We start from the raw sequence: 23,313 nt of genomic DNA, 5'->3' as shown, positions 1-23,313 counted from the left end.
GATTGCCACTACGATGTATCGGTCCGGAATGGAGCGATGCATGTACAAAGCCACCGTGGGCAGGCGCACCCATAGCTTCGACGACCTGGCGGTGCTGATGGCTTGCGCCACGCCGCTGCGCAGCGGCGACGTGTTGGCGGGGGTGGCGGCGCGCAGCAGCGAAGAGCGCGTCGCCGCGCAGTACTGCCTGGCCGACGTGCCGCTGCGCGCGTTCCTCGAGCAGCCGCTGATTCCCTACGAAAGCGACGAGGTGACGCGCCTGATCATCGACACGCACGACGCCGCCGCGTTCGCGCCGGTCGCGCACCTGAGCGTCGGCGGCCTGCGCGACTGGCTGTTGGACGACGGCACCGATGGCGCCGCGCTCGAGGCCCTGGTGCCGGGCCTGACTCCCGAGATGGCGGCGGCGGTCAGCAAGCTGATGCGTCTGCAGGACCTGATGCTGGTGTCCGCCAAATGCAGCGTGGTCACGCGTTTTCGCACGACGGTGGGCTTGCCGGGGCGGCTGTCGGTGCGCCTGCAGCCCAATCACCCCACCGACGACCCCCGCGGTATCGCCGCCAGCATCCTCGACGGTTTGCTGCTGGGAGCGGGCGATGCGCTGATCGGCATCAACCCGGCCGGCGACAGTCCCGGCCACACGCACGACCTGCTGTGTCTGCTGGACGACGTGCGACAGCGGCTGGCCATCCCGACGCAGAGTTGTGTGCTGTCCCACGTCACGACCACGCTGGAGCTGATCGACCGTGGAACTCCCGTCGACCTCGTGTTCCAGTCCATAGCCGGCACGGAAGGCGCCAATCGCAGTTTCGGCATCAACCTGGCGATGCTGAAAGAGGCTGACGAAGCCGCGCGGTCGCTGGGCCGCGGCACGGTCGGGTCCAACGTCATGTACTTCGAGACCGGGCAGGGCAGCGCGCTGTCGGCCGGCCAGCATCATGGCGTCGACCAGCAGACGCTGGAGGCGCGGGCGTATGCGGTGGCGCGCGCCTGCCGGCCGTTCCTGGTGAACACGGTGGTCGGCTTCATCGGTCCCGAGTATCTCTACGATGGCAAGCAGATCACGCGCGCGGCTCTCGAGGACCACTTCTGCGGCAAGCTGCTCGGCGTGCCCATGGGTTGCGACGTGTGCTACACCAACCACGCCGAGGCCGACCAGGACGACATGGACTCGCTGCTGACGCTGCTGGCGGTGTCGGGCATCAACTATGTGATGGGCGTGCCCGGTGCGGACGACATCATGCTTGGCTACCAGAGCACCTCGTTCCACGATGTTCTTGCCATCCGCGACCTTCTCGGTCGGCGTTGCGCTCCGGAGTTCGAGGCGTGGCTGCAATCGCAGGGGCTGTGCGATGCCCAGGGACGCGTACGGCCGGCCGCCCTGCCGGAGCGCTTCACCGCGCTGCTGCCCCAGGAGTAGATCATGGCCCGTTTACGAAGCCAGGCCTCGAGCGACCTCGACACTCTGTGGGATCCGCTGCGCAGGTTGACGGCCGCGCGCGTCGGTCTGCCGCGCAGCGGAGCCTCGCTGCGCACGCCGGCGCTGCTGGACTTCCGCCTGGCGCATGCGCAGGCGCGCGATGCCGTGCATGCGGTGCTGGACATGGACGGCCTGCAAGAGGAGCTGGCGGAGCTTGGCCTGCCGGTGCTGAAAAGCCGCTCCGCGGCTGTCGACCGGCATACCTACCTGGTGCGTCCCGATCTGGGCCGCCAGCTGCAGCCGGCATCGCGCGCCGAGCTTCAAGCTCAAGAGGGCGGTCACGATCTGTGCATCGTCATTGCCGATGGGCTGTCGGCCACGGCCGCGCAGCGGCACGCCGGGCCGCTGGCGCGGGCGCTGGTTCCCGCGTTGCGCGCACAGGGCTGGACGCTGGCGCCGCTGGTGCTGCTGCGCCATGGCCGGGTGGCGACAGGCGATGACATCGGGCAGGCGTTGCGGTCCCGCTGTGTCGTGGTGCTGATAGGCGAGCGGCCCGGTCTGTCGGCGCCGGACAGCCTGGGCGCCTATCTGACCTGGGGCCCGCGGGTGGGCCGCGTGGACGCCGAGCGCAACTGCGTGTCGAACATCCGGCCCGCGGGGCTACCCCCGGCCCAGGCCGCGGGAAAACTGGCTCAACTGCTGGGCAGGATGCGCACGCTCGGGGTGTCGGGCGTCGCCCTGAAAGACGACGCGCGTCCCGAGCTTGCGTAGGCGCGCCGCGTGCCGCGCCCCGCGCATCCTCAATCCAGCTTGATGTTCGCCTGCTCCACGACCTGGCGCCATTTGTCTATCTCGGCCAGCAGCGCGGTCTCGAATTCCTTCGGCGAGCTGCCGACGGTTTCGATGCCGTCCTGCGCCAGCTTGGCCTTCAGCGCCGGATCCTCCAGCACTTTCCTGATGGCATCGTTCAATGTGGCGATGACCTCGGGGGGCGTGCCGCGCGGGGCCAGCACGGCATGCCATGCAGTCGCCTCGTAGCCTGCCACGCCGGCTTCCTGCACGGTGGGCACCTCGGGCAGCAGCGGCGAACGGCGGGCGCCCGTCACGGCCAGCGCCTTCACCGCGCCGGCGTGGGCCTGCTTGGATGCGGACGCCGCGTCGCCGAAGGTCATGTCGACATTGCCGGCCACCACGTCCAGCAGCGCCGGGCCCGCGCCCTTGTAGGCCACGGCGATGACGTCGATCTTTGCCTGCCGCTTGAACAGTTCCACCGCCAGGTGCGACGAACTGCCATGACCGGCGGTGGACAGGCTGAGCGTGCCGGGCTTGGCCTGAGCCAGCGCGATGAGCTCGGCGAGCGTGTTGGGCGGCAAGGACTTCTTCACCGCGATGACGTAAGGGTAGCGCGTCAGCTGGGTCACCGGCGCGAAGTCGCGCCGCGCGTCGTAAGGCAGCTTGTTGTACACCGAGGGGTTGATGGCATTGGGGCCGCTCTGGCCCAGCAGCAGCGTATAGCCGTCCGGCGCGGCCTTGGCGACGGCGTCGGTGCCGATGATGCCGCCCGCGCCGCCACGGTTCTCGATGACGAAGGGCTGGCCCAAGGCTTGCGACACGCCCTGGAAGACCTGCCGTGCCACGATGTCGGCCCCGCCGCCCGCGGCAAAGGGGACGATCACGCGCACCGGGCGATCGGGGTATTGGGCCGCGGCCGCCGCCGAGGTCAGGGAAAAGACCAGTGCCGTGCGCGCCAGATGGCGCATGAAGGTTTTCATTGTTGTCTCCCGCGGCCGCCTGCATGGCCGCCGTCGTGTTTGTCGTAATGGATCCGCAGTGCGGACGTTGCCGCTTTATCCGTTGGCTGGCGCCTGCCAGGGCACGCCGCCCGCGTAGGTCTTGTAGCTGACGCCCGCGCTCCAGCCGGCGTCCACGGGCAGCAGCACGCCGGTGATCATGCGTGCCTGTGGCGAGCATAGAAAAGCCACGGCATCGGCGATGTCGTCCGGCACAGGCAACTGCGCCAGCGCATGCACCGACATCATCTTGTCCAGGTCGCGGTGGCCCGCGTCGATGCGCGCCTGCAGCGCGGGCGTCATCACGTAGGTGGGCGCAACGCTGTTCACACGCACCTGGTGGCGGCCCAGTTCGACGGCCAGTAGCTGCGTAAGGCGCTGCAACGCGGCCTTGCCCGGGTTGTAGGCGGGCAGGGGCAGGGGATGCAGGGTGTTGATGGAGCCCAGCGTGACGATGGCGCCGCGCGTGCGCTGCGCCATGATGCGCCCCACCGACCGGCACGCGTGCAGGGTGCCGTGGTAGTTCACGCGCCACATGCGATCGTGGCCGGCCATGTCCATGTCCAGGATGGATTCGGTGTTGGGAATGAGCGCGGCGGAGGTCACCAGCACCTCGGGCTCGCCCAGCTCGGCGCGGCTGGCCTGCACGCACTGTTCGACGGCGGTTTCGTCGGCCACGTCGCAGGGGTAGAAACGTGCCTGCGCACCGGATCCGGCCAGCTCGTCGGCCAGCGCCTGGCCGGCCTGCCGGGCCACGTCCAGCAGGGCGACCGCATATCCCTCGCCGGCGAAGCGCCGCGCGCAGGCGGCGCCGATGCCGCTGGCGGCGCCGGTGATGACGGCAAGCTGACGCGCCTGGCTCATTTGACGGCCGCCTTGCCGCGCACCTCGACACCCGCCTGGTCTTCGACGTAGCGGATGATCTCGGTCATGTCGGCCTGGTCGCCGAACTTGTCCCGCGCCGCGTTCAGCAGTTCGCGGGTGGCGTTGCCCACGTGCAGCGGCACGCCCAGGCGTTCGCTTTCCTCCAGGCACAGGCGCACGTCCTTGGCCGACAGCCCGATTGCGAAGCCGAAGCCGAAGCTGCGCGTCAGTACGTACTTGGGAATCTTGTCTTCCGACGCATTCGTGCGTCCCGAGCCCGCGTTGATGACTTCCAGCATGCGGTCCGGGTCCAGGCCGGCCTTGGCGCCCATCACCATGGCTTCGGAGGTGATGCTGAGCGCCGTGACGGAGATCAGGTTGTTGATGACCTTCATGGTCTGCGCCTGGCCCGGACGCTCGCCCACGTAGAAGGCGCGGCCCAGCACGGCCAGCACGGGCTGCAGGCTTTCGTAGACCTTGGCGTCGCCGGACACCATCAGTGCCAGCGTCCCCTTGGTGGCGCCCGCCACGCCGCCGCTGACGGGGCAGTCGATGGTCGTGATGGATTTCTCGGCAAGGCCGGCCGCCAGTTCGGCGGCGGCTTCCGGACCCGTGGTCGACAGGTCGATCACGGTACGCACGGCGGAGCCCGAAGACAGCCCGTTGTCGCCCAGGCCCACGGCCACCACCACCTGCGGCATGGGCAGCGAGATCAGCACCGTTGGGGCGGCGTCGGCCACCGCCTTGGGCGAGTCGGCCACCTGCGCCCCCTTGGCGGCCAGCGCGTCGGTGGCCGTCTTGTTGGGATCGTAGACGGTGAGCGTGTAGCCGGCCTGGATCAGGCGTTCCGCCATCGGGGCGCCCATGCGGCCGATGCCCACGAATCCGAGATGCTTGTCAGTGTTCGTCATGTCGTATTGCCCAGGAAGAAAGTGATGAAGGAAAAGGTCCGGCGCGGCGCGCGGGCGATGAACCGCGCGCCGTGCCCGGGGATCAGGCCGCCGTCCAGCCGCCGTCTATGGGCAGCGTGGCGCCGGTGATGTCGCGTCCGGCCTCGCTGCACAGAAATCCGATCAGCGCCGCCACGTGTTCCATGGCGACGAAGCGCCCGGTGGGCTGCCGCGCGGCCAGGTAGTCGCGCTCGGCCCGTTCGACGGCGATGCCCTGGTCCCGTGCGATGGCGGCGATGCGCGAGGTGATGGCGGGCGTGGGCACCGTGCCGGGCGAGACCGCATTGCAGGTGATGCCCGTGGTGCTGGTCTCCACCGCCAGCGCGCGCGTCATGCCCAGCAGCGCCGTCTTGGTCGTGATGTAGCCGATGCGATTGGCCGTGGCCTCGCTGCCGTACACCGACGACAGGTTGATGATGCGGCCCCAGGCTTTCCCGCGCATGGCGGGAATGGCCAGCCGCGCGAGATGGAAGGCGGCCGACAGGTTCACGGCCAGGCACTCGTCCCAGTCCGCGCGCGGCAGTTCGTCGGCGGGAGAGAAGTGGCGCACGACGGCGTTGTTGACGACGATGTCCACGCTGCCGAATGCGGCATGGGCGCGGCTCATCATGGCTTCGATCTGGTCCACGTCGCGCAGGTCGGCGTGTTCCAGCAGGACCTGCACGCCGTGGGCGGCGGCCATCTGTTCGCGCGCGTGGCGGGCGGCGTCGTCGGCCGCCAGTCCGTGCAGCACGATGTTGGCGCCGGCGGCGGCCAGCGCGTCGGCGATGGCATGGCCCAGGCCGGCCGTCGAGCCGGTGACCAGGGCCGAGCGGCCTCGCAGGTCCAGCGCGAGCACCGACCGCGTCATCGCGAGGTCTCCAGCAGCGTGGCGATGGCGGGCTCGACGTCCAGGCGCACCACCTTGCCTTCCGTGGCCGGCGAATAGGCGGGATAGCGCGCCATGACCTTGGGATCGTGGCCCGGGACGATGTGGGCCTCGGAATCGGCAAGTTCGCGCACGATGCGATAGCCCTCGAGCATCGCGCCCACGTTGTGCACCGCGGGGAAGGGCGCGTCGTTGCCGATGTTGCCGTACAGGTGCGTGGCGTCGGAGGCCAGCACCACCCAGCCGCGCCGGGTCCAGACGCGCACCACTTGCAGGCCCGCGGTGTGGCCGCCGACGAGGTGCACGCTGAGGCCCGGGGTCAGGGTCTGCGTGCCTTCGTGGAAGCGCACGCGGCCGCCGTAGACGCGGCGCACGAAGGTGACGATGTCTTCGACGTCGTACGGAAAGCGCAACGGACCATGGCACATGCAGCGGCCGGTGGCATAGGCAGGTTCGGCGTCCTGGATGTGCAGGGTGGCGGCGGGGAAGTCGTCGAGCGTGCCGGCGTGGTCGTAGTGCAGGTGGGTCAGGATGACGTGCTTCACCTCGGCCGCGTCGATGTCCAGCAGCTTCAGGCCCTCGGCCGGGCGCATCAGCAACGTGCGGCCGCGCTGCCGCGCCGCCTCGGCGCCGAAGCCGGTGTCGACCACGTAGACCTCGTCGCCGCGCCGCAAGACCCAGACGTAATAGTCGAGATCGGACTCGGCGTCGTGGAAGTCGACCTTGCCGATGTAGTTGTCAGCCGCGTGGCGCCCGCTGTGGTTGGCGTAGCGCACCGCGAAGACTTCGAACGGAACCGGACCGTTGTGTGATGGGAGGTTGCTCACCGCCATGTCTCCTGCTTTTCGTTGTTGTGCACTTCAAGAATACAGTAGGATTGTATTATAGTATGAAGGACGTGCACAGCAGTTTTTGCCGTGCCTCACGAGCTTATCCATGGAGACAATGAATGGCTATCCGCCCGGAGTTTGAGACAGAACAATTCGCAAAAGGCCTGGCAATCCGCCGCGCGGTCGTGGGCGATGTCTATGTCGACAAGTCGCTCAACAGCGCCGACGACCTCACCGCGCCGCTGCAGAAGCTGGTCACGGAATACTGCTGGGGCGAAGTCTGGGGCCGTCCGGGCCTGGACCGCAGAACCCGCAGCTTCCTGAACCTGGCCATGCTGATGGCGCTGAACCGTCCGAACGAGCTGCGGCTACACATCCGCGGCGCCGTGAACAACGGCATTTCGCGCGAAGAGATCACCGAGGTGGTGTTGCAGGCGGCCATCTATTGCGGCGTGCCCGCGGCGCTGGATTCGATGAAGGCCGCCAAGGAAGTCATCGCCGAGATGGAAAAGGAAGGCGCCTTCGCCTGATCGCAAGTGGGCCGAGCGGTACGCCGGCCCGGCAGCAAGTCACACAAAGGAAGCGGGAGACAAGATGTCCAACAGGAATATCGGGTTCGTGGGCCTGGGAGCGATGGGCCTGCCCATGGCCATCAACCTGGTCAAAGGAGGATTCCGGGTCAGCGGCTTCGACCTGGACCCAAAGGCGCGCCAGGCGCTGGTTCAGGCGGGGGGAACCGAGGCGGCCAGCGCCGCGCAGGCTGCGCAGGGCGCCGGCATCGTCATCACGATGCTGCCCAATGCATCGCACGTGAAGGCGGCGCTGTCAGGCGCGGACGGCATCCTGGCCGCCCTGGGCGAGGACGCCATCTTCATCAACATGTCCACCATCCTGCCGCAAGAGACCGACGCCATCGCGGCCATGGTCGGCCAGCACAAGCGCCGCATGCTCGATGCGCCCGTCGGCCGCTCGGCCATGGAGGCGCAGCGCGGCACGCTGCTGATCCTGGCCAGCGGCGGCGCGCAGGACAAAGAGGCGGCGCGCGAGGCGCTGCTGTGCATGGGCAATCAGATCATCGATTGCGGCGAGGTGGGTTCGGGTTCGCGCGTGAAGGTGGTGAACAACTTCATGGGCATTTCGCTGAACGCGCTCACGGCCGAGGCGCTGACGCTGGCCGAGGCCAGCGGGCTCAGCGTGGAGCTGGCGCTGGAAGTGATGCGCGGCACCATCGCCGGCCTGGGCCACATGAACATCACCTATCCCAACAAGGTGCTGCGCGGAGACCTGTCTCCCGGGTTCCAGGTGGACCTGGCGCACAAGGACCTGGGCCTGGCCCTGGAGATGGCGGCGCGCGCCAACGCCGCGGTGCCCATGGGCGCCGCGGCATACCAGTCGTACACGGCGGCGCGGGCGCAGGGCAGGGGCGGGCAGGACTACAGCGCGATCTATCCGCTGATGCGCAGCATGGCCGGCCTGCCGGAAGAACTGCCTTACAAGGTGAGCACGCCGCTGAACGCCGATCCGTTCGGTGCGGCGGCAGGCAAGAAAGCTGAACGTTGAGCCGTGGGGCGCCCGGTCGCGCAGGCGCCGGGCGTCGTCCATTGCGCCAGGGCCGAGCGGCCCGGCTGCAGGCTCACGCCTGCATGCCGTTCTTCTTCTCGGCCTCGAGGGAGGCGCGCAGGATGCCGATGGCGGTTTCGGCGGCATTGCGCACGTGCAGACAGCCGGCCTTGCGCGCGGCCTTTGCGTTGCGGGCCACCAGCGCGTCCAGCAGTTCGGAGAGCTCAGCCACGCTTTGCTTGGCCCGGCCGGGCGCCTGCATGGAGGTGGAGCGCAGCAGCATCACGCGCGAGTTCAGCAGGCGCAGCGTGTTGGTAAGGGCCTCGTTGCCCGCGCCGTCCAGCAGCCGCTGGTAGAACGCGTTCTTGGTGGAGAGCTGGTCGAGCGGCGAGCCGTGCAGCAGGGCCTGCTTGAGCGCGGCGAAGGCTTCCTGCAGGGCCATCAGGTGCGCGTCGGTGGCGTGCTTGGCGAACAGCTGACAGGCGAGTCCTTCGAGTTCTTCGCGCACCTGGTAGATGCCCATGGCCTGCTCGGGCGTGACGCGGTCGACCACCGGGCCGCGGTGGGGGATGACGTGGATGAGGCCTTCGGATTCGAGCTGGCGCAGCGCCTCGCGCACCAGGGTGCGGCTGACGCTGGTCATCTCGCACAGTTCGCGCTCGGGCAGGCGCTCGCCGGGCTTGAAGCGCCCCACCAGGATGGCGTTGCGTATGCTTTCGGTAACGCTGTGCCGCAGCACGGAGGCGGTTCGTTGAACCTTGAATTCGGCGTCTGGCGCGTTCATGCGTAGTGTCTGGCCTGGTGTGGGAAAGCCGCCGTCCGGGGAGCCGGCGCCGGCGCGGGCACCGGACGCCGGCTTTTGCCGTCATGGGATCAGGCCATCAACCGGCCTGATCCTTGCCCAGTACCTTGCGGACCTTTTGAATATAGGCAGGGCCGTCGAAGCCGACCTGGGATGCCCGCTTGTTCCAAGCGTCATAGGCTGGCCCGACGTACTGCTTCTGCATGATTTTAGCCCGTTCCTCTTCCGGAGCGACCCAGAAGGTGACGCCGCGCTTCTCCATGTCGGCCCGGGCATTGGCGACGAACTGGTCGTAGTTCCCGAAGGCTTCCTTCTGCAGTTGATCCATGGCGCCCTGCACCTGCTGGCGCACGTCGGCGGGGATCTTCTCCCAGCTTTCCGGGTTGGCCAGGATGGCCCAGCCGTTGACGGGGCCCAGGCTCCAGTTCTGCACGTTCTTGGCGATGCGCCAGAACTCGAGGGCGCCGCCCACGCAGGTGGAGATGAACAGGCCGTCGATCACCCCGCGCTCGAGCGCGGGAAAGATTTCGGTGGTGGGCATGGCCACGGGCTTGCCGCCCAGCGCGTTCACCACCTCGGCGGTCTGCGGGTTGTGCACGCGCAGGCGCTTGCCCTTGAAGTCCTCGACTTTGTGGATCGGATCTTTGGAGAACAACTGTTGGGTGCACCAGGCGCCTTCCGCCAGCACGATGGCGCCCCATTTGTCCTTCCAGATCTTGCGCGTGTCTTCGCACCAGAAGGCGTCGCACACTTTCTTGTATTCGCCGATGTCGTTGATGAGGCCGGGCAGGTTGAAGATGCCCATGCGCGGTTCGTCGGCGGCCAGATAGGTGTGCAGCGCCGCGCTCAGGTCGACGCGGCCTTCGCGTACGGCCGTGGCCATCTGCGCCGGCGGCACCAGCGAGTCGCTGACCGTGACCTTGACCTTGCCGCCCGTGGCCTTGGCGACCCGCTCGGGCACCGAGGCGGTCAGGATGGAATAACCGTCGCCGGGCGAGGTGATGACCGCCATGGTCAGGTCGTAGTTCTGGGCCATGGCCTGCGGCAGCGCCAGCGCGGCCAGGGCGCTGAAGGCGCCGGCGGCCAGCATGGGCGCGAGGCGGCGTTGGGGCTTGGTGCGCGGGGTGGGGGTGCCGTGAGTATGCATGCGTGTCTCCTCTGTGGGGCGCTTGGCGCGCTGTGGATGTTCTCGCTCGAATTCCCTAATGCGGAAATTCGAGCAGTCAATCATACAATATGCCTATAATACCGGCACAGAAAAATTTCAAAGAACCAAAGGATGAGGGCGCGCAGCCCGACATCCCGACGCGCCGCAGATAGGAGACACCATGAGCGCTTTGGAAATCCCGGTCCCCGCCGCGCCGGCAGTCACGGACGCCGGAGAAATCATCTCGGCGGCCTCGCCATATCCGCTGTCGGACAGGAACGACTTCATCGTCATCCGGGTGCTGGACCGCATCGGCCGGTGTTCCGGCTGGCTGGCCACCGCGGTGCTGCTGGCCATGGCGGCGATCATGTCGTACGAGATCTTCTCGCGCTATGCCTTCAACTCGCCCACGTCATGGGCCACCGAGATCTCGGGCTATCTGCTGGTCGCCATGGTGTTCTTCGGACTGTCGGCGGCGCAGGCCGGCAATGCCCACGTGCAGGTCGAGCTGTGGGTGGACCGGCTGCAGCCGGCCGCGCGCAGGCAGGCCGAACTGGTCGGCCAGTGGCTGGCCTTGCTGTTCGCCCTGGTGCTGGCCTGGCAGATGGCCAGCTTCAATGTGCGCGAGTACATCAACGACACGCGAGACTGGGGACTGTTGTCGACGCCGCAGTGGATGCCGCAGCTGTCCGTCTCCATCGGTATGGCGGTGTTCAGCATGTCGATCCTGGTGGATATCTACCGGCTTGGTCCGCCGGCGCAGGCATGGCGCCGCTGGCTGTTCCCCATCCTGCTGGCCGCGCTGGTCGTCGTACTACTGTCGCTGGGCAGCCGGCCCGTCACCATCGCGGGCACGCGCTTCGACTGGGCCATGGCGGCGATCGCCGTGACCATGGTGGTGGGGATGTGGGCCTGGAGCGGCTGGCGCACGCTGTCGTACGTGGTGGCGGTGGCCGGCGGATGCGCGCTGCTGTATGGCCTGGCACGGGGCGAATCCCTGGCCACGGTCGGCGCGCTGCTGGTGGCCTCGATGATGCTGCTGCTGTTCCTGGGTGTGCGCATCGGCGTGGCGCTGGGGCTGGTGGGGCTCTTCGGCGTGTACTTCCTGCTGTCCAAGCCGCAGCTGTCGCTGCTGGCCGAGCGCGCATGGAGCGGCACCAATACCTTCACGCTGACCGCGGTGCCCATGTTCATCTTCATGGGCGGCCTGTTGCTGCGCAGCGGCATCACGACGGGCATGTTCGATTCGCTGGTGCGCTGGTTCGGCCGCGCGCCTGGCGGCCTGGCGCATGCCTCGGCAGGCGCCTCGGCGGTGTTCGCCGCGGTGTCGGGTTCCAGCCTGGCGACCGCCGCCACACTGGGCAAGGTCGCCTGCCCAGACATGATCGCGCGCGGCTACAGCCCCAAGCTGACTTACGGTGTGGCCGCCGCGGGCGCCACGCTGGGCATCCTGATCCCGCCCAGCATTCCCATGATCATCTACGGCACGACGGTGGGTGCCTCGGTCACGCATCTGTTCCTGGGCGGCATCGTCCCGGGGCTGCTGCTGATGCTGTGCTTCATGAGCGGGGCGCTGGTGTGGGCGCTGCTGCGGCCGGGCTCGGCCCCCGCGTCGCGTTCATACACGATGCGCGAAAAGCTCGCCGCTTCCACGGGCATGGTGCCCTTCATTGCGATCATCGGCGCGGTGCTCGGGTCCATGTACGCGGGCATCGCCACGCCGACCGAGGCCGCCGCCATCGGCGCGGTCAGCGCCTTCGTGCTGTGCCTGGTGCGGCGCACGCTCAGCTGGCGCGCCCTGTGGGAGATCGCCTTCGACTCGGCCAAGGTCACGGCGCTGCTGCTGCTGATCGTGGTGGGCGCGGCCATCTTCAGCTGGATCTTCGACTTCCTGCGGGTGCCGCGCGCGCTGGTCGACCTGATCGAGGGATCGTCGCTCGAGCCGTGGATGATCGTGGCCGCGATGGTGCTCTGCTATGTGGTGCTGGGCATGTTCGTCGAGTCCATCGCGATGATGCTGATGACGCTGCCCGTCACCTTCCCGATCGCCATGTCGCTGGGCATCGACCCGATCTGGTTCGGCATCTTCCTGGTGCTGATGATCGAGGTGGGCCTGATCACGCCGCCGGTGGGCATGGTGCTGTTCGTGCTGCGCAGCATGAACGACAAGGCGCGCTTCACCGACATCATGCAGGGCGCCTTGCCCTTCGTGCTGATCATCCTGCTGTTCCTGGTGCTGCTGTATGTCTTTCCGCAGATCGTGATGTGGTTGCCTCAACAGGTTGAATGACGATGCATGAGAAAAATCCGGATGCCGCCGTGCATGTGACCGGACCGCTGGCGCGCTTTACCGCGCAGTGCCGGTGGCAGGACGTGCCCGAGGCGGTGCGCCACGAAGCCCGGCGCTCGCTGATGAACTTCTTCGCGGTGGCGCTGGCGCCGGCGCACGATCCGACGCTGGACATCGCGCTGCGCACGTATGCCCGCTACAGCGCGAACGACCGCGCCACCGTGATCGGTCGCCGCGCGCGGGTCGACATCCTGACCGCCGCGGCGCTGAATGCGATGGCGGCGAACGTCTACGACTTCGATGACACGCACCATCCCACCATCATCCACCCCACCGCGCCGGTGGCGCCTGCGCTGTTCGCCCTGGCCGAAGAACGGCCCATGCGCGGCGAGGACCTGCTGCTGGCGTTCGTGCTGGGCGTGGAGGCCGCCTGCCGCATCGGCAACGCCATGTCGCCGGAACACTATGCGCGGGGCTGGCACATCACGTCCACCTGCGGGGTGTTCGGCTCGGCGCTGGCCGTGGGCAAGCGCCTGGGCCTGGGCGAGCAGGCGCTGACCTGGGCGCTGGCGTCGGCCGCCGTGCAGGCGGGCGGCCTGGTCGAGACGCTGGGCACCATGGCCAAGAGTGTGAGCGTGGGCAATGCCGCGCGCAACGGACTGCTGTCGGCGCTGCTGGCCGAGGAGGGCTTCGACGGCCCGCCGTGCGCACTGGAAGGCGAACGAGGCTATCTGCGGGTGGCCGCCAGTTCGCCCGACATCGCGCCGGTGGCGCAAGACCTGGGCACCCGCTGGGAGATATTGAACAACACCTACAAGCCATATCCCTGCGGCGTGGTGCTGAACCCGGTGATCGAGGCGTGCCTGGACCTGTCGCGCGACGAACGCTACCAGCGGGCAGGCGTGGGCAGCGTGCAATCGGTGCTGCTGGTGGGGCATCCGCTGCTGCGCCAGCGCACCGATCGCCCGGGCATCCGGACCGGGCGGCAGTCGCAGGTCAGCGCGCAGCACGCCGTGGCGGCCGCGCTGGTGCGCGGCCGCGCCGGCCTGGACGAGTTCTCCGACGAGGCCGTCGCCGAGCCCGCCTTGCGCGCCCTGGGCGAACGCGTGCGGTTTCGCGATGACGAGGCCTGCTCGGTCGATGCGGTGCAGGTTCGCGTCGAGCTGGCCGATGGCCAGGTGCTCGTGCGCGACATCGAGGCAGCCCAGGGGTCGCGCGCGCGGCCGCTGTCGGATGCGGCGCTGGAGGACAAGCTGCGCACGCTGTGCCGCCACGGCGGCTCGGGCGTGGATGCCGAGCGGCTCATCGCCGCGGTATGGGAGCTCGAGCAGGCGCCCGACGCGGCGCAGGTGATACGCCTGGCCGCAGCATGAATCATTTTCAGTGGAGGAGCAGAACGATGCAATCGAACAAGAAGTGGATCACGGCGATGATGTTGTCGGTGGGCGTGCTGACGGCCGGCGGCCCCAGCCTGGCCGCGTATCCCGAGCGGATGATACGGGTGGTGGTGCCCTTCGCGGCCGGCGGCGGCGTGGACGCCCTGGCGCGCCCCTTCGCCAAGGAGCTGGGCGACATCCTGGGCCAGAGCGTGGTGGTCGAGAACAAGGCCAGCAACACGGGCCAGATCGGCGCGACCGACGTGGCGCGCTCCAAGCCGGATGGCTACACGCTGCTGCTGAGCTCGGCCGCGTTCGCCACCACGCCGGCCTTCTATCCTTCGGTGCCGTATGACCCGGTGAAGGATTTCTCGCCCGTGATGATCATGGCGGCCGCGCCGCAGGTGGTGGTGGCCAGCAACAACTTCAAGGCCAACACGCTTACCGAGGCCCTCGAGATGGTCAAGCGCAAGGAGCGCGTGAATGTGGCGCTGAGCGGCAGCACGGGCATGCAGGCGCTGGCCACCGAGAAGCTGGCCGCGCAGGCCGGCGTCTCGTTCATGAAGATCCCGTACAAGGGGGCGGGTGCCGCCTTTGTCGACCTGATCAGCGGCGAGGTCGACATGATGGTCGACAATCCCGCGTCCTCGCTGGTGCACGTGCGATCGGGCAAGCTCAAGGTGCTTGCCACCACCGGCAGCAAGCGCATGGCCATCCTGCCTGACGTGCCGACCGTGGCCGAGACCATGCCGGGCTTCGAGGCCCGCAACTGGTTCGTGCTGGCCGCGCCCGCCGGCACGCCGCCCGAGGCGATCCAGGTATTGAACAAGGCGGCGCGCGAGGCGCTGTCGCGTCCCGCCCTGCAGGAGATGCTGGCGCGCGACGGCACCGACGTGATGGCCGGCAGTCCGCAACAGGCGGCCGACTTCCTGAAGAGCGAGATCGCGACGTGGAGGAAGGTCGTGAAGGACGGCAATCTGCAGCCCAGCCTGTGAGGGCTTGCGGAAACGATCCGTCGGTGGGCATAGGACGGTAAACTTGCGCCACCATGCCCACCGCCAAGCCGCCCACCTATGCCTCGCTGCGCAGTACGGACACCGTGGGCGGCGCGCAAAGCATTCTGCGGGTCTTGCACATACTGAAGTACGTCGGTGCGGCATCGGCTCGCGGCGTCAGCCTGACGGACGTGGTGCGCGACCTGGGGCTGACGCCGCCCACCGCGCACCGCATGCTGTCCGCGCTGCTGCAGGAAGGGTTCCTCAGCCTCAACGCCGCCCGCAAGACGTACAGCCTGGGCCGCGAGGCCTATATCCTGGGGCTGGCGGCCGAGAGCCGGCACGGCATCAAGGCCATCGCCGAACCCGCGGTTCGCCGGCTGGCCGACGGCACGGGCGACACCAGCTTCCTGTCCATCCGCTCGGGCTATGAGGCGGTCTGCGTGGATCGCAAGACAGGTGACTTCCCCGTCAAGATTCTCACGCTCGAGGTCGGCCATCGCCGTCCGCTGGGCGTGGGGGCGGGCAGCCTGGCCCTGCTGGCCTTCATGCCCAACGATGAGGTCGAGCGCGTGCTCGCGCAATACGACGTCGCGGCCGCGCCCGATCTGCCCACGCTGGAAATGCTGCGCGCCGACATCGCCGCCTCGCGCAGCAACGGCTATGCCCTGAATCCCGGACGCATCATTCCCGACATGCTTGGTGTGGGCGTGCCGGTCTACGACCGCGAGAAGCGCGTGGTGGCGGCGCTGAGCGTGGCGGCCATTCGCTCGCGCCTGTCGGGGCCGCGCCTGCAAGAGGTGGTGTCGGCGCTGCAGCGCGAGTCGGCCGCGCTGACGGCCGAACTGCGCTGATCAGCGGCCCGCGCAGGCCTTGCCGCCGTCGACCGGCAGGCACACGCCGGTGATGTACTTGGCCTCGTCGCTGGCCAGGAACAGCGCGGCATGCGCGACGTCCCAGGCGTCGCCCATCCGGCCCATCGGGCTGGCGGCGTTGCGGCGCCGGCGCATTTCTTCCACGTCCTCGAACTGGCCGGCGATCTGCGTATAGATCAATGGCGTGTCGATCACGCCGGGCAGCACCGCGTTGACGCGGATGTTGTTCGGCGCGTAGCGCACAGCCAGCGACCGCGTCAGGTGGTTCAGGCCTGCCTTGGCGGCGTAGTAAGAGGTGTAGGGATACTGGTTGACCTGGATCGAGGCGAGCGACGAGATGTTGACGATGCTGCCCGAAGACTGCTTCAGCATGACGGGCAGCACGTGCTTGCACGTCAGGAACACCCCGGTCAGGTTCGTGTCCATCACGCGATGCCAGCTTTCCTCGCTGGCCTCGATGGGGTCGCCCATCTCGGTGATGCCCACGTTGTTGTGCAGCACGTCGATGCGGCCCTCCTGGTCCAGCACCGCGCGCACGACGGACTCGATCTGCTCGGATCGCGTGACGTCCGCCGTGAGCGCCGTGCATACGTTGCCCTCGCCGGCAATGACGGCGCGGGTCTCCTCGGCGGCCTCGGCGCGCAGGTCCACCGCATAGACGCGCGCGCCTTCACGGGCGTACAGCGCCGCCGCCGCCTTGCCGTTGCCCCAGCCCGGGCCCGACGAACCCGCGCCGAAGACCAGAGCCACCTTGTTGGCCAGACGCTGACCCATGGTTCACTCTACCGTGATGTTCGCGGACTCGGCCACCTTCTTCCATTTGGCCACGTCTTCCTTGATGACTTGTGCGAACTCCTGCGGGCTGTCGGCCACCACGTAGGCGCCCACGCCGGCGTACTTGGCCTTCACCTGCGGATCGGCCAGCGCCTTCACCGATGCCGCGTTCAGCTTGCTCAGCACGTCGGCCGGCAGGTTGGCGGGGCCGAGCAGGCCGTTCCACATCTCGGCGTCGTAGTCGGGCAGGCCGACCTCGGCGAAGGTGGGCACGTCGGGAAGCTGCGTCAGGCGCGTCTTGGCCGCCACCACGATGGCGCGCAGATTGCCGGCCTGGATGTGCGGCATCGACGATGCCGCGGTGTCCCAGATCATGCCCACCTGGCCCGCGATGACGTCGTTCAGCGCCGGGCCGGTGCCGCGATAGGGCACGTGCATGATGTTCAGCCCGGAGAGCGATTTGTAGTATTCCATGGCCATGTGCGTGGCCCCGCCGTTGCCCGAGGACGCGTACGAGTACTTGCCGGGTTCGCGCTTGATCAGCTTGACGAAGCTGTCATAGTCCTTGGCCGGAAAGTTCTTGTTGACCGCGATCACGCCGGGCACGCGGATGATCTGCGTGACGGGCGTGAAGTCCTTCACCGCATCGTAGGGCAGCGTCTTGTAGACCGCGGGGTTGGTGCCGTTGGTGCTCGAGGTGGCCAGCAGCAGCGTATAGCCGTCCGGCGCCGCGGAGGCCACGGCGCGCGTGCCGACCGAGCCGCCGGCCCCGCTGCGATTCTCGACCACGACGGTCTGCCCCAGTTCCTTGCCGAGCGCGTCGGCGAAGATGCGGCCGACCACGTCGGACGTGCCGCCCGGCGGGAAGGGCACGATCAGCTTGACCGGACGGTCGGGATAGCCGGCGGCCTGCGTGGCGGTGCACAGCGTCAGCGCCGCGACGCCTAGCCAGGTACGGATGTTCTTCATGGTTGTCTCCTCCTGTGGATGATGGTGGCCGGCGTTACGCGATGCGATCGCCCGGCTTGATCTTGGCCGCCCGGCTGTCCACGCCGGGCAGCATGTGCGCGGGATCGCGCGTGACGACGACGTCCAGCACCGTGGGGCGGCCCTTGCAGGCGTAGGCCTCGCGCAGGGCGTCCCGGATGCGGTCCGGGTCTTCCAGGCGGATGCCGTGGCAGCCCAGCGCGGTCGCGACATCGGCGTAGCTGGTCTCGGCCAGGTCCGACGATTGATAGCTGCCGCTGCCGTACATCAGGTGCTGCAGGGCCTTGATGTAGCCCGATGCGGCGTTGTTGACCACGATCAGCGTGAACGACAGGCCCATGCGCACGGCGGTTTCCAGCTCGCCCAGCGACATGTTGCAGCCGCCGTCGCCCGTCAGGCTGACGACCTGGCGGCCGGGCGCCGCGATCGCCGCGCCGATGGCGCCCGGGATGCCGTAGCCGATGGATGCGAAGCCGCGGTCCGGCACGAAGCCTCGTCCGGCGCGCTTGGTGTCGAACAGCAGGCCGCCCCAATGCGCGGCGAAGCCGCCGTCCGCCACCAGAATGCCGTCTTCGGGCAGCGTGGCGTTCAGTTCGTGCATCAGGCGGGCCATACCGATCGGGCGGTCGGTTGAGGTCAGCTTGGCCTGCACCGATTCGCGCCATTCGGCGTTGGCCTGCGCCACTTCCTCGGCATAGGCCTGGCGCTGTTGCCTGATGCCTTCAGCCGGGCCCATCGCCTCGCCCAGTTCCTGCAGCGTCGCACGCACGTCGCCCCACAGGCGCAGCGTGGGCTGTGTGGTGCGGTCGAACTCCTCGGCCACGATGTCCAGGTGGATGATGGGCGCGCCGCCGGCCAGCAGTTCGTAGCGGCGCGTGGCCACCTCGCCCAGCTTGCAGCCGACCACGAACAGGCAGTCGGATGTGGCGATGAAGTCGTTGGCTTTGCGGCTGTAGCGGCCGAACAGGCCCGCGCTGAGCGGATCGCTGCAGGCGATGGCGCCCTTGCCGCTCATGGTGTGGGCGACCGGGATGTTGAAGCGGCGGGCGAAGTCCTGCACCGTGTCCGCCGCGTCGCTGATGTGCACTCCGCCGCCGCACAGCATCAGCGGGCGTCTGGCCTTGGCCAGCAGGTCCGCGGCTTCGCGTACGGCCTGCGCATCGGGACGGCAGCGCAGCGCGGGCGCCCGGCGATACACCTCACTGGCCTGGAATGCAGAGGCGTCGAACGCATGGACCTCGTGCGCGATGTCCTCGGGAACGTCCAGCACCACGGGGCCGGGCCGCCCGCTGGTGGCGATGCTGAAGGCGCGGCGCACGAGTTCAGGAATGCGCTCGATCTTCTCCACGCGCAGCACGTCCTTGACGACGGGCCGCAGCACTTCGAGCTGACGCGCCTCCTGCGTCATGTTCTTCCACGAATGCAGGCGGTGCGAGTCGCCCACCAGCGCGACCATGGCCGTACCCGCGTTGTAGGCTTCGGCCAGGCCTGTCACCAGATTGGTGGCCCCGGGGCCCAGCGTGGCGTCGCATACGCCCGGCTTGCCGCTGACCTTGGTGTAGGCGTCGGCGGCGAACACCGCGCAGCGCTCATCGTTGATCAGGTGGTGGTTCAGCCTCAGGCGCCGCACCGCGTCGTAATAGGGCAGCAGCTGAAAGCCGCCCATGCCGAACATTAGTTCCACGTCGTGCGCCGCGAACATGCGGGCGATGGCTTCGCCGCCGGTGATTTCCAGTTTTTCCGACATGCGCGTCTACTCCTTGTTGATGGGGCCCGCGAGCAGGGCCGATATGCATTGTTGTAGGGACAGGCCGACGCGCAGACCCAGTTCCAGGGCGCTGTCGTTGGCGCAGGAGATCACGCCGGTCTCGTAGCACGAGCGCGCGTCTCCGATGCGGGCGCTGGCCGCGGCCACCGTCACCGCGGCAATGCCGCGAGCCTGCAGCAGCGGCAGCCGGCTGGCGCCGGCGCCGTCCTTGCCCATGCCGGCATCGTTGAAGCTGACCAGTGCGGGGCGGGCCTTGACGCCGTCGTGGTCCAGGCCTGCCAACCGCTGGCCGTGCGACGCGGTCACCGCGATCAGGCCATCGTCGCGCGCATCCAGCAGCGATACGGAATCCAGGCCCACGACGCGGGCATGGCCCTGGGCGTCGGCGACCAGCACCTGCCGCGATTCCGTCTGCGCGGTTGGGCGCATGCGGTCGCCAGTGGCGGATCGCAGGCATTCGGCGGCGCTGCGCACCGTCATGCCCGGCGCGCAGCCCAGCGCCTGTGCCGCCGCGTTGGCATGGCTGATGCGGCCATGCGCGGCCATGTCCTGGCCATCGCCGATACGGCAGCTGCGGTAGTCGGCGGCCGCAGCGGGGATGTGGATGGTTTGCAGATAGTCGAGGCCGGCAATGCCGGCCCGGTCCTTGCCGACGCCCGCATCGTTGAAGATGACCGCCCTCACTGCGCCGGCCGCCGCGCAATAGGCCGCATACAGGCCGCCGTGCGAAGCGGCGATGACCACCTGGGCTGCGTGGGCGGGCGCGAGCTTGGTGATGCTGTCCAGTACGGCGACGGCGGATGCCGAGCTGGAATCCATATTATGGAAGTCGTCGTGCCTATATGCTTGGGGTTCCGCGGGCATAGCTTATGGGTTCTATAGTCTCCGTTGGCCGGATTCTATAGACGCCCGTCGAGCGGATGCAATCAAACATCCACAATATGGAAGCGATTCGTCGGGGCGAGGTGGCTGTCACGCTCAATGCCTGCGCTCAGGCAAACAACCTCTTCATATCCAGCCCGCGGATGATCTCCGCCGCCGCTTCGACCAGCGGGGGCAGCGGCCTGCGCGCCGGCGTGGCCAGCGTCAGGTTGTTCATGATTACCGGCTCGACGATCTCGGAGTACCCCAGGTGATCCTGCCCCGGCACGTCGTGCAGCGCCGAGCGCGGCAGGATCGTGTACAGGTTGTCCTCGGTCATGGTTTCAAGGATGGTGTGCACCACGTCCACCTCGGCCACGATGTTCAGCACCACGTCCAGCTCGCGGCAGGTGCTGTCGACCAGCGCGCGGATGGTGTTGGGGGCGCTGGGCAGCACCAGGGGATAGGCGCTGAGCGCCCGGGCCGGCAGACGCGGCGGCGCGCGCCGTGAGGTCTTGCGCCAGGCCAGGACCAGGTCTTCGCGATAGACCGACTCGAAGCGCGCCAGAGTGGAAGGGGGCGGGTCGTACAGCAGCGCCAGGTCCACCCGGTCCTTCACCAGCCACTCGTTCATCTCCGAGCTCAGGCCTTCGGCCAGCGTCAGCGATGCCTCGGGATGCCGCCGGCGGAAGGTCTGGACGATTTGAGGCGCCAGCCTGCGCGCCACCCGATGCGGCATGCCGAGCCGCACCTTTTCCTGAGTGGTGGAGGCATAGGCGCGCATGTCCTGCCTGGCATGCGATGCCATGGCATCGAGCGCCTTCGCATGCGCAAGGAAGCGCAGGCCCGCCGGCGTGGGCTCCACGCCGCGGCCCGTGCGGACCAACAGGTGATGGCGCAGTTCGGCCTCGAGCAGCTGGATCTGCCGGCTGAGCGAGGGCTGCGACAGCCCCAGCACCTCGGCGGCGCGGGACAGGCTGCGCATCTCGCACGCCATGATGAAGTAGCGGATTTGCTTGAGGTCCATGGCGCGATGGTATACGTTTTTTCTATATCAGAAGTCAGCCGGACGCCATTGCCGGGGATGCCCGGGCTGCGGATGATGCGGTATTCGACAGCCATCGAACTCCGCCCATGCCCGATTGCGCGCCGCCGCTGGAACACATCACACCGCCCGACCACGCGCTGCCCGCCGGCGCGTGCGATAGCCATTTCCATGTCTTCGGTCCGGCGGATGTGTTCCCGTATGCCGAGAACCGCCCCTATACCCCGCCGGACGCGCCATTCGAGGCACTGCGCCAGTTGCATCGCAAGCTGGGCATCAGCCGCGGCGTGATCGTGCATCCCGGCTGCCACGGCTACGACCTGTCGCCCACGCTGGACGCGCTGGATCGTGGGGCCGGGCGGTACCGCGCAGTGGCCTTGCTGCCGCGCGACGTCGACGAGCCGCGCATCGCGGAGCTAGACCGCCGCGGCGTGCGCGGCGTGCGCTACAACTTCGTGGCGCACCTGGCCAATGGCGGATGGGACGAGCTGGCCGCCATGGCGCCGCGCATCGCGCCATTCGGCTGGCATCTCTGCGTGCATTCCGACCAGGCCTCCCTGCCGGGGCTGCTGCCCCGGCTGAAGCAGCTGTCCATCCCGTTCGTGATCGACCACATGGGCCGCGCGTCGGCCGCGCAAGGCACCCACAGCGAGGCCTTCGAGGCCCTGCTGGGCTTGCGCGATCATCCCGGCGCCTGGGTGAAGGTCTCGGGGCTGGACCGCGTGTCAGCGAGCGGCAAGCGTCCGTTCGCCGACGGCGAGGCGCTGGTGGCGGCCCTGCTGCAGGCCATGCCCGAGCGCCTGCTGTGGGGCACCGACTGGCCGCATCCCAATGTAGGCGGCGACATGCCTGACGACGGCGAGCTGCTCAATACCTTCCTGCGCCTGTGCCCCGACCCCGCGATGCGGCAACGGATCCTGGTGGACAACCCGCACGCGCTGTACCGATTCGAATCCTGACAGTCCCACAAGAGAACAAGCATGGAACAAATGCTGATCAAATTTCCGGAAGAGACGATCACACACGCGGCACTGCGCGCCCTGCCGGGCGTGGGGCAGGGCGATGCGTGGATCTACCAGGCCGCCGACCATCTCGAGACCTATGCGCTGCTGGCCAGGCCGGCCGGTGCGGCGGCGCTGCGCGCGGCGCTGCAGGCGCGGCATCCGCGGGCGCATGCCGTGGCGCTGGACCTGACCACCGACGTGGCGGGCCAGGCCGCGGGTCAGCCGGCGCCATGGTTCTACGTGGTCGAGACCGACATCAAGCAGGGCGCCGAGGCCGACTTCGACCGCTGGTACGAAGAAGAACATCTGCCCGGCCTGGCCGCGGTGCCGGGCACCGTGCGCGCGCGCCGCTATCTGGCAAAGGAAGGATCGCCGCGCTACTACGCCTGCTATGACCTGGCCAGCCGCGAGACCTTCGGATCGCCACCCTGGCTGGCAGTGCGCGGCACCGACTGGAGCAGCCGCGTACGCCCGAATTTCATCAATACCAAGCGCACCATGTTCCACGCGGTGCCCGCCAACCAGGAGACCTGACCATGCCTCGCCTGAATCCTCCCGACGTAGCCGGTATGTCGGAACACCAGCGCCGCATCCACGACGCCATCGCCAGCGGCCCGCGGGGCCGCGTTCGCGGGCCGCTGGCGATATGGCTGCACCGTCCGGGGCTCGCCGAGCATGCGCAGGCGCTGGGCCAGTACTGCCGGTATGACTCCAGCCTGAGTCCGCGCCTGTCCGAGCTTGCCATCCTGACCATGGCGGCGTGGTGGCGTTCGTCCTTCGAGTGGTGGGCCCATCATCCCATCGCCTTGAAGGCGGGCCTGGATGCCGCCGTGGCCGATTCCATCCGCGTGGGCGACGAGCCCGTTTTCGAGAAGGTGGATGAATCGGTCGTGTACCGCTTCGTGCGCTCGCTGCTGCAGACGCGTCAAGTGCCCGACGCGCTGTACGACGAAGCGGTGCGGACACTGGGCCAGGAAAGCGTGGTCGATCTGGTCGGCATCTCGGGCTACTACACGCTGATCTCGATGACCATCAACGTGTTCGACATCCAGCCCACGGACGGCAGCACGGTCAGCTTCGAGCGTTGAGGCGGCGTCGTCCACAAGG

Annotated in this window: 23 protein-coding genes; 11 read left to right on the top strand and 12 right to left on the bottom strand. The window is 68.3% G+C overall.

Annotated elements, in window-relative coordinates:
- Positions 1-40 precede the first annotated feature (40 nt).
- Together CAL15_RS12720 and eutC are read left to right on the top strand one after the other, a co-directional pair.
- On the top strand, positions 41-1,420 hold the full coding sequence (locus CAL15_RS12720; RefSeq protein WP_086078927.1) for an ethanolamine ammonia-lyase subunit EutB: 1,380 nt from the start codon (positions 41-43) through the stop codon (positions 1,418-1,420).
- 3 nt (positions 1,421-1,423) lie between these two features.
- Complete coding sequence (gene eutC, locus CAL15_RS12715; protein WP_086078926.1) at positions 1,424-2,191, top strand: ethanolamine ammonia-lyase subunit EutC; 768 nt, start codon at positions 1,424-1,426, stop codon at positions 2,189-2,191.
- Between the two features lie 29 nt (positions 2,192-2,220).
- Here the strand turns inward: eutC and CAL15_RS12710 are convergent, their stop codons facing one another.
- The 5 genes from CAL15_RS12710 to CAL15_RS12690 form a co-directional block, all read right to left on the bottom strand.
- On the bottom strand, positions 2,221-3,192 hold the full coding sequence (locus tag CAL15_RS12710) for a Bug family tripartite tricarboxylate transporter substrate binding protein (protein WP_086078925.1): 972 nt from the start codon (positions 3,190-3,192) through the stop codon (positions 2,221-2,223).
- Positions 3,193-3,267: 75 nt separating this feature from the next.
- Positions 3,268-4,074, bottom strand: a complete 807-nt coding sequence (locus CAL15_RS12705; RefSeq protein ID WP_086078924.1) for an SDR family NAD(P)-dependent oxidoreductase — start codon at positions 4,072-4,074, stop codon at positions 3,268-3,270.
- Positions 4,071-4,985, bottom strand: coding sequence for an NAD(P)-dependent oxidoreductase (locus CAL15_RS12700; protein WP_086078923.1), 915 nt, complete (start codon positions 4,983-4,985; stop codon positions 4,071-4,073). Before CAL15_RS12700 ends, CAL15_RS12705 begins: the two co-directional genes overlap by 4 nt.
- A gap of 82 nt (positions 4,986-5,067) precedes the next feature.
- Positions 5,068-5,874, bottom strand: coding sequence for an SDR family oxidoreductase (locus tag CAL15_RS12695; RefSeq protein WP_086078922.1), 807 nt, complete (start codon positions 5,872-5,874; stop codon positions 5,068-5,070).
- Positions 5,871-6,719 carry an N-acyl homoserine lactonase family protein gene (locus CAL15_RS12690; RefSeq protein WP_232467951.1) on the bottom strand — a complete coding sequence of 283 codons (849 nt, stop codon included), beginning with the start codon at positions 6,717-6,719 and terminating at the stop codon, positions 5,871-5,873. The genes CAL15_RS12695 and CAL15_RS12690 overlap by 4 nt, the downstream gene beginning before the upstream one ends.
- Positions 6,720-6,841: 122 nt before the next feature.
- On the opposite strand from CAL15_RS12690, the gene CAL15_RS12685 reads away from it, so the two are divergent.
- On the top strand, positions 6,842-7,252 hold the full coding sequence (locus tag CAL15_RS12685) for a carboxymuconolactone decarboxylase family protein (RefSeq protein ID WP_086078920.1): 411 nt from the start codon (positions 6,842-6,844) through the stop codon (positions 7,250-7,252).
- A 64-nt stretch (positions 7,253-7,316) separates the two neighbouring features.
- Positions 7,317-8,282 carry a sulfolactaldehyde 3-reductase gene (gene yihU, locus CAL15_RS12680; protein WP_086078919.1) on the top strand — a complete coding sequence of 322 codons (966 nt, stop codon included), beginning with the start codon at positions 7,317-7,319 and terminating at the stop codon, positions 8,280-8,282.
- A 73-nt stretch (positions 8,283-8,355) separates the two neighbouring features.
- On the opposite strand, the gene CAL15_RS12675 is transcribed toward yihU, so the two are convergent.
- Both CAL15_RS12675 and CAL15_RS12670 read right to left on the bottom strand, forming a co-directional pair.
- Positions 8,356-9,066: a GntR family transcriptional regulator gene (locus CAL15_RS12675; RefSeq protein WP_086078918.1), complete on the bottom strand. Its 711-nt coding sequence runs from the start codon at positions 9,064-9,066 to the stop codon at positions 8,356-8,358.
- 97 nt (positions 9,067-9,163) lie between these two features.
- The gene (locus CAL15_RS12670) at positions 9,164-10,174 is read right to left on the bottom strand and encodes a TRAP transporter substrate-binding protein (RefSeq protein WP_086081074.1); all 1,011 of its coding nucleotides are present in this window, start codon (positions 10,172-10,174) and stop codon (positions 9,164-9,166) included.
- Positions 10,175-10,412: 238 nt separating this feature from the next.
- Between CAL15_RS12670 and CAL15_RS12665 the strand changes: the two genes are divergently transcribed.
- The 4 genes from CAL15_RS12665 to CAL15_RS12650 are packed head-to-tail and all read left to right on the top strand — an operon-like array spanning position 10,413 to position 15,746.
- A complete protein-coding gene (locus CAL15_RS12665) occupies positions 10,413-12,521 on the top strand; it encodes a TRAP transporter large permease (RefSeq protein WP_086078917.1) in 2,109 nt (702 codons plus the stop codon).
- A 2-nt stretch (positions 12,522-12,523) separates the two neighbouring features.
- On the top strand, positions 12,524-13,894 hold the full coding sequence (locus CAL15_RS12660; RefSeq protein WP_420042501.1) for an MmgE/PrpD family protein: 1,371 nt from the start codon (positions 12,524-12,526) through the stop codon (positions 13,892-13,894).
- 26 nt (positions 13,895-13,920) lie between these two features.
- Positions 13,921-14,892 (top strand): Bug family tripartite tricarboxylate transporter substrate binding protein, encoded by a 972-nt coding sequence (locus tag CAL15_RS12655; protein ID WP_232467948.1) that lies wholly within the window; start codon positions 13,921-13,923, stop codon positions 14,890-14,892.
- 53 nt (positions 14,893-14,945) lie between these two features.
- Positions 14,946-15,746, top strand: coding sequence for an IclR family transcriptional regulator (locus CAL15_RS12650; RefSeq protein WP_086078915.1), 801 nt, complete (start codon positions 14,946-14,948; stop codon positions 15,744-15,746).
- On the opposite strand, the gene CAL15_RS12645 is transcribed toward CAL15_RS12650, so the two are convergent.
- From CAL15_RS12645 to CAL15_RS12625, 5 genes are all read right to left on the bottom strand, one after another.
- Complete coding sequence (locus tag CAL15_RS12645) at positions 15,747-16,541, bottom strand: SDR family NAD(P)-dependent oxidoreductase (RefSeq protein WP_086078914.1); 795 nt, start codon at positions 16,539-16,541, stop codon at positions 15,747-15,749. It lies immediately after the preceding gene.
- 3 nt (positions 16,542-16,544) lie between these two features.
- Complete coding sequence (locus CAL15_RS12640; protein ID WP_086078913.1) at positions 16,545-17,510, bottom strand: Bug family tripartite tricarboxylate transporter substrate binding protein; 966 nt, start codon at positions 17,508-17,510, stop codon at positions 16,545-16,547.
- Positions 17,511-17,544: 34 nt separating this feature from the next.
- On the bottom strand, positions 17,545-19,275 hold the full coding sequence (locus CAL15_RS12635; protein ID WP_086078912.1) for a thiamine pyrophosphate-binding protein: 1,731 nt from the start codon (positions 19,273-19,275) through the stop codon (positions 17,545-17,547).
- Between the two features lie 6 nt (positions 19,276-19,281).
- Complete coding sequence (locus tag CAL15_RS12630) at positions 19,282-20,115, bottom strand: hypothetical protein (RefSeq protein WP_086078911.1); 834 nt, start codon at positions 20,113-20,115, stop codon at positions 19,282-19,284.
- A 172-nt stretch (positions 20,116-20,287) separates the two neighbouring features.
- Entirely contained in the window at positions 20,288-21,184 is an 897-nt protein-coding gene (locus CAL15_RS12625; protein WP_086078910.1) for a LysR family transcriptional regulator, read from the bottom strand.
- 107 nt (positions 21,185-21,291) lie between these two features.
- Between CAL15_RS12625 and CAL15_RS12620 the strand changes: the two genes are divergently transcribed.
- The 3 genes from CAL15_RS12620 to CAL15_RS12610 are packed head-to-tail and all read left to right on the top strand — an operon-like array spanning position 21,292 to position 23,294.
- The gene (locus tag CAL15_RS12620; protein WP_086078909.1) at positions 21,292-22,161 is read left to right on the top strand and encodes an amidohydrolase family protein; all 870 of its coding nucleotides are present in this window, start codon (positions 21,292-21,294) and stop codon (positions 22,159-22,161) included.
- A gap of 21 nt (positions 22,162-22,182) precedes the next feature.
- A complete protein-coding gene (locus tag CAL15_RS12615) occupies positions 22,183-22,740 on the top strand; it encodes a DUF4286 family protein (RefSeq protein ID WP_086078908.1) in 558 nt (185 codons plus the stop codon).
- Positions 22,741-22,742: 2 nt separating this feature from the next.
- A complete protein-coding gene (locus CAL15_RS12610; RefSeq protein WP_198299040.1) occupies positions 22,743-23,294 on the top strand; it encodes a carboxymuconolactone decarboxylase family protein in 552 nt (183 codons plus the stop codon).
- Positions 23,295-23,313 lie beyond the last annotated feature (19 nt).

It is taken from the genome of Bordetella genomosp. 13, assembly GCF_002119665.1.
In the GTDB taxonomy this organism is placed as follows: domain Bacteria; phylum Pseudomonadota; class Gammaproteobacteria; order Burkholderiales; family Burkholderiaceae_B; genus Bordetella.
This window is presented reverse-complemented; position numbering and strand designations above follow the sequence as displayed.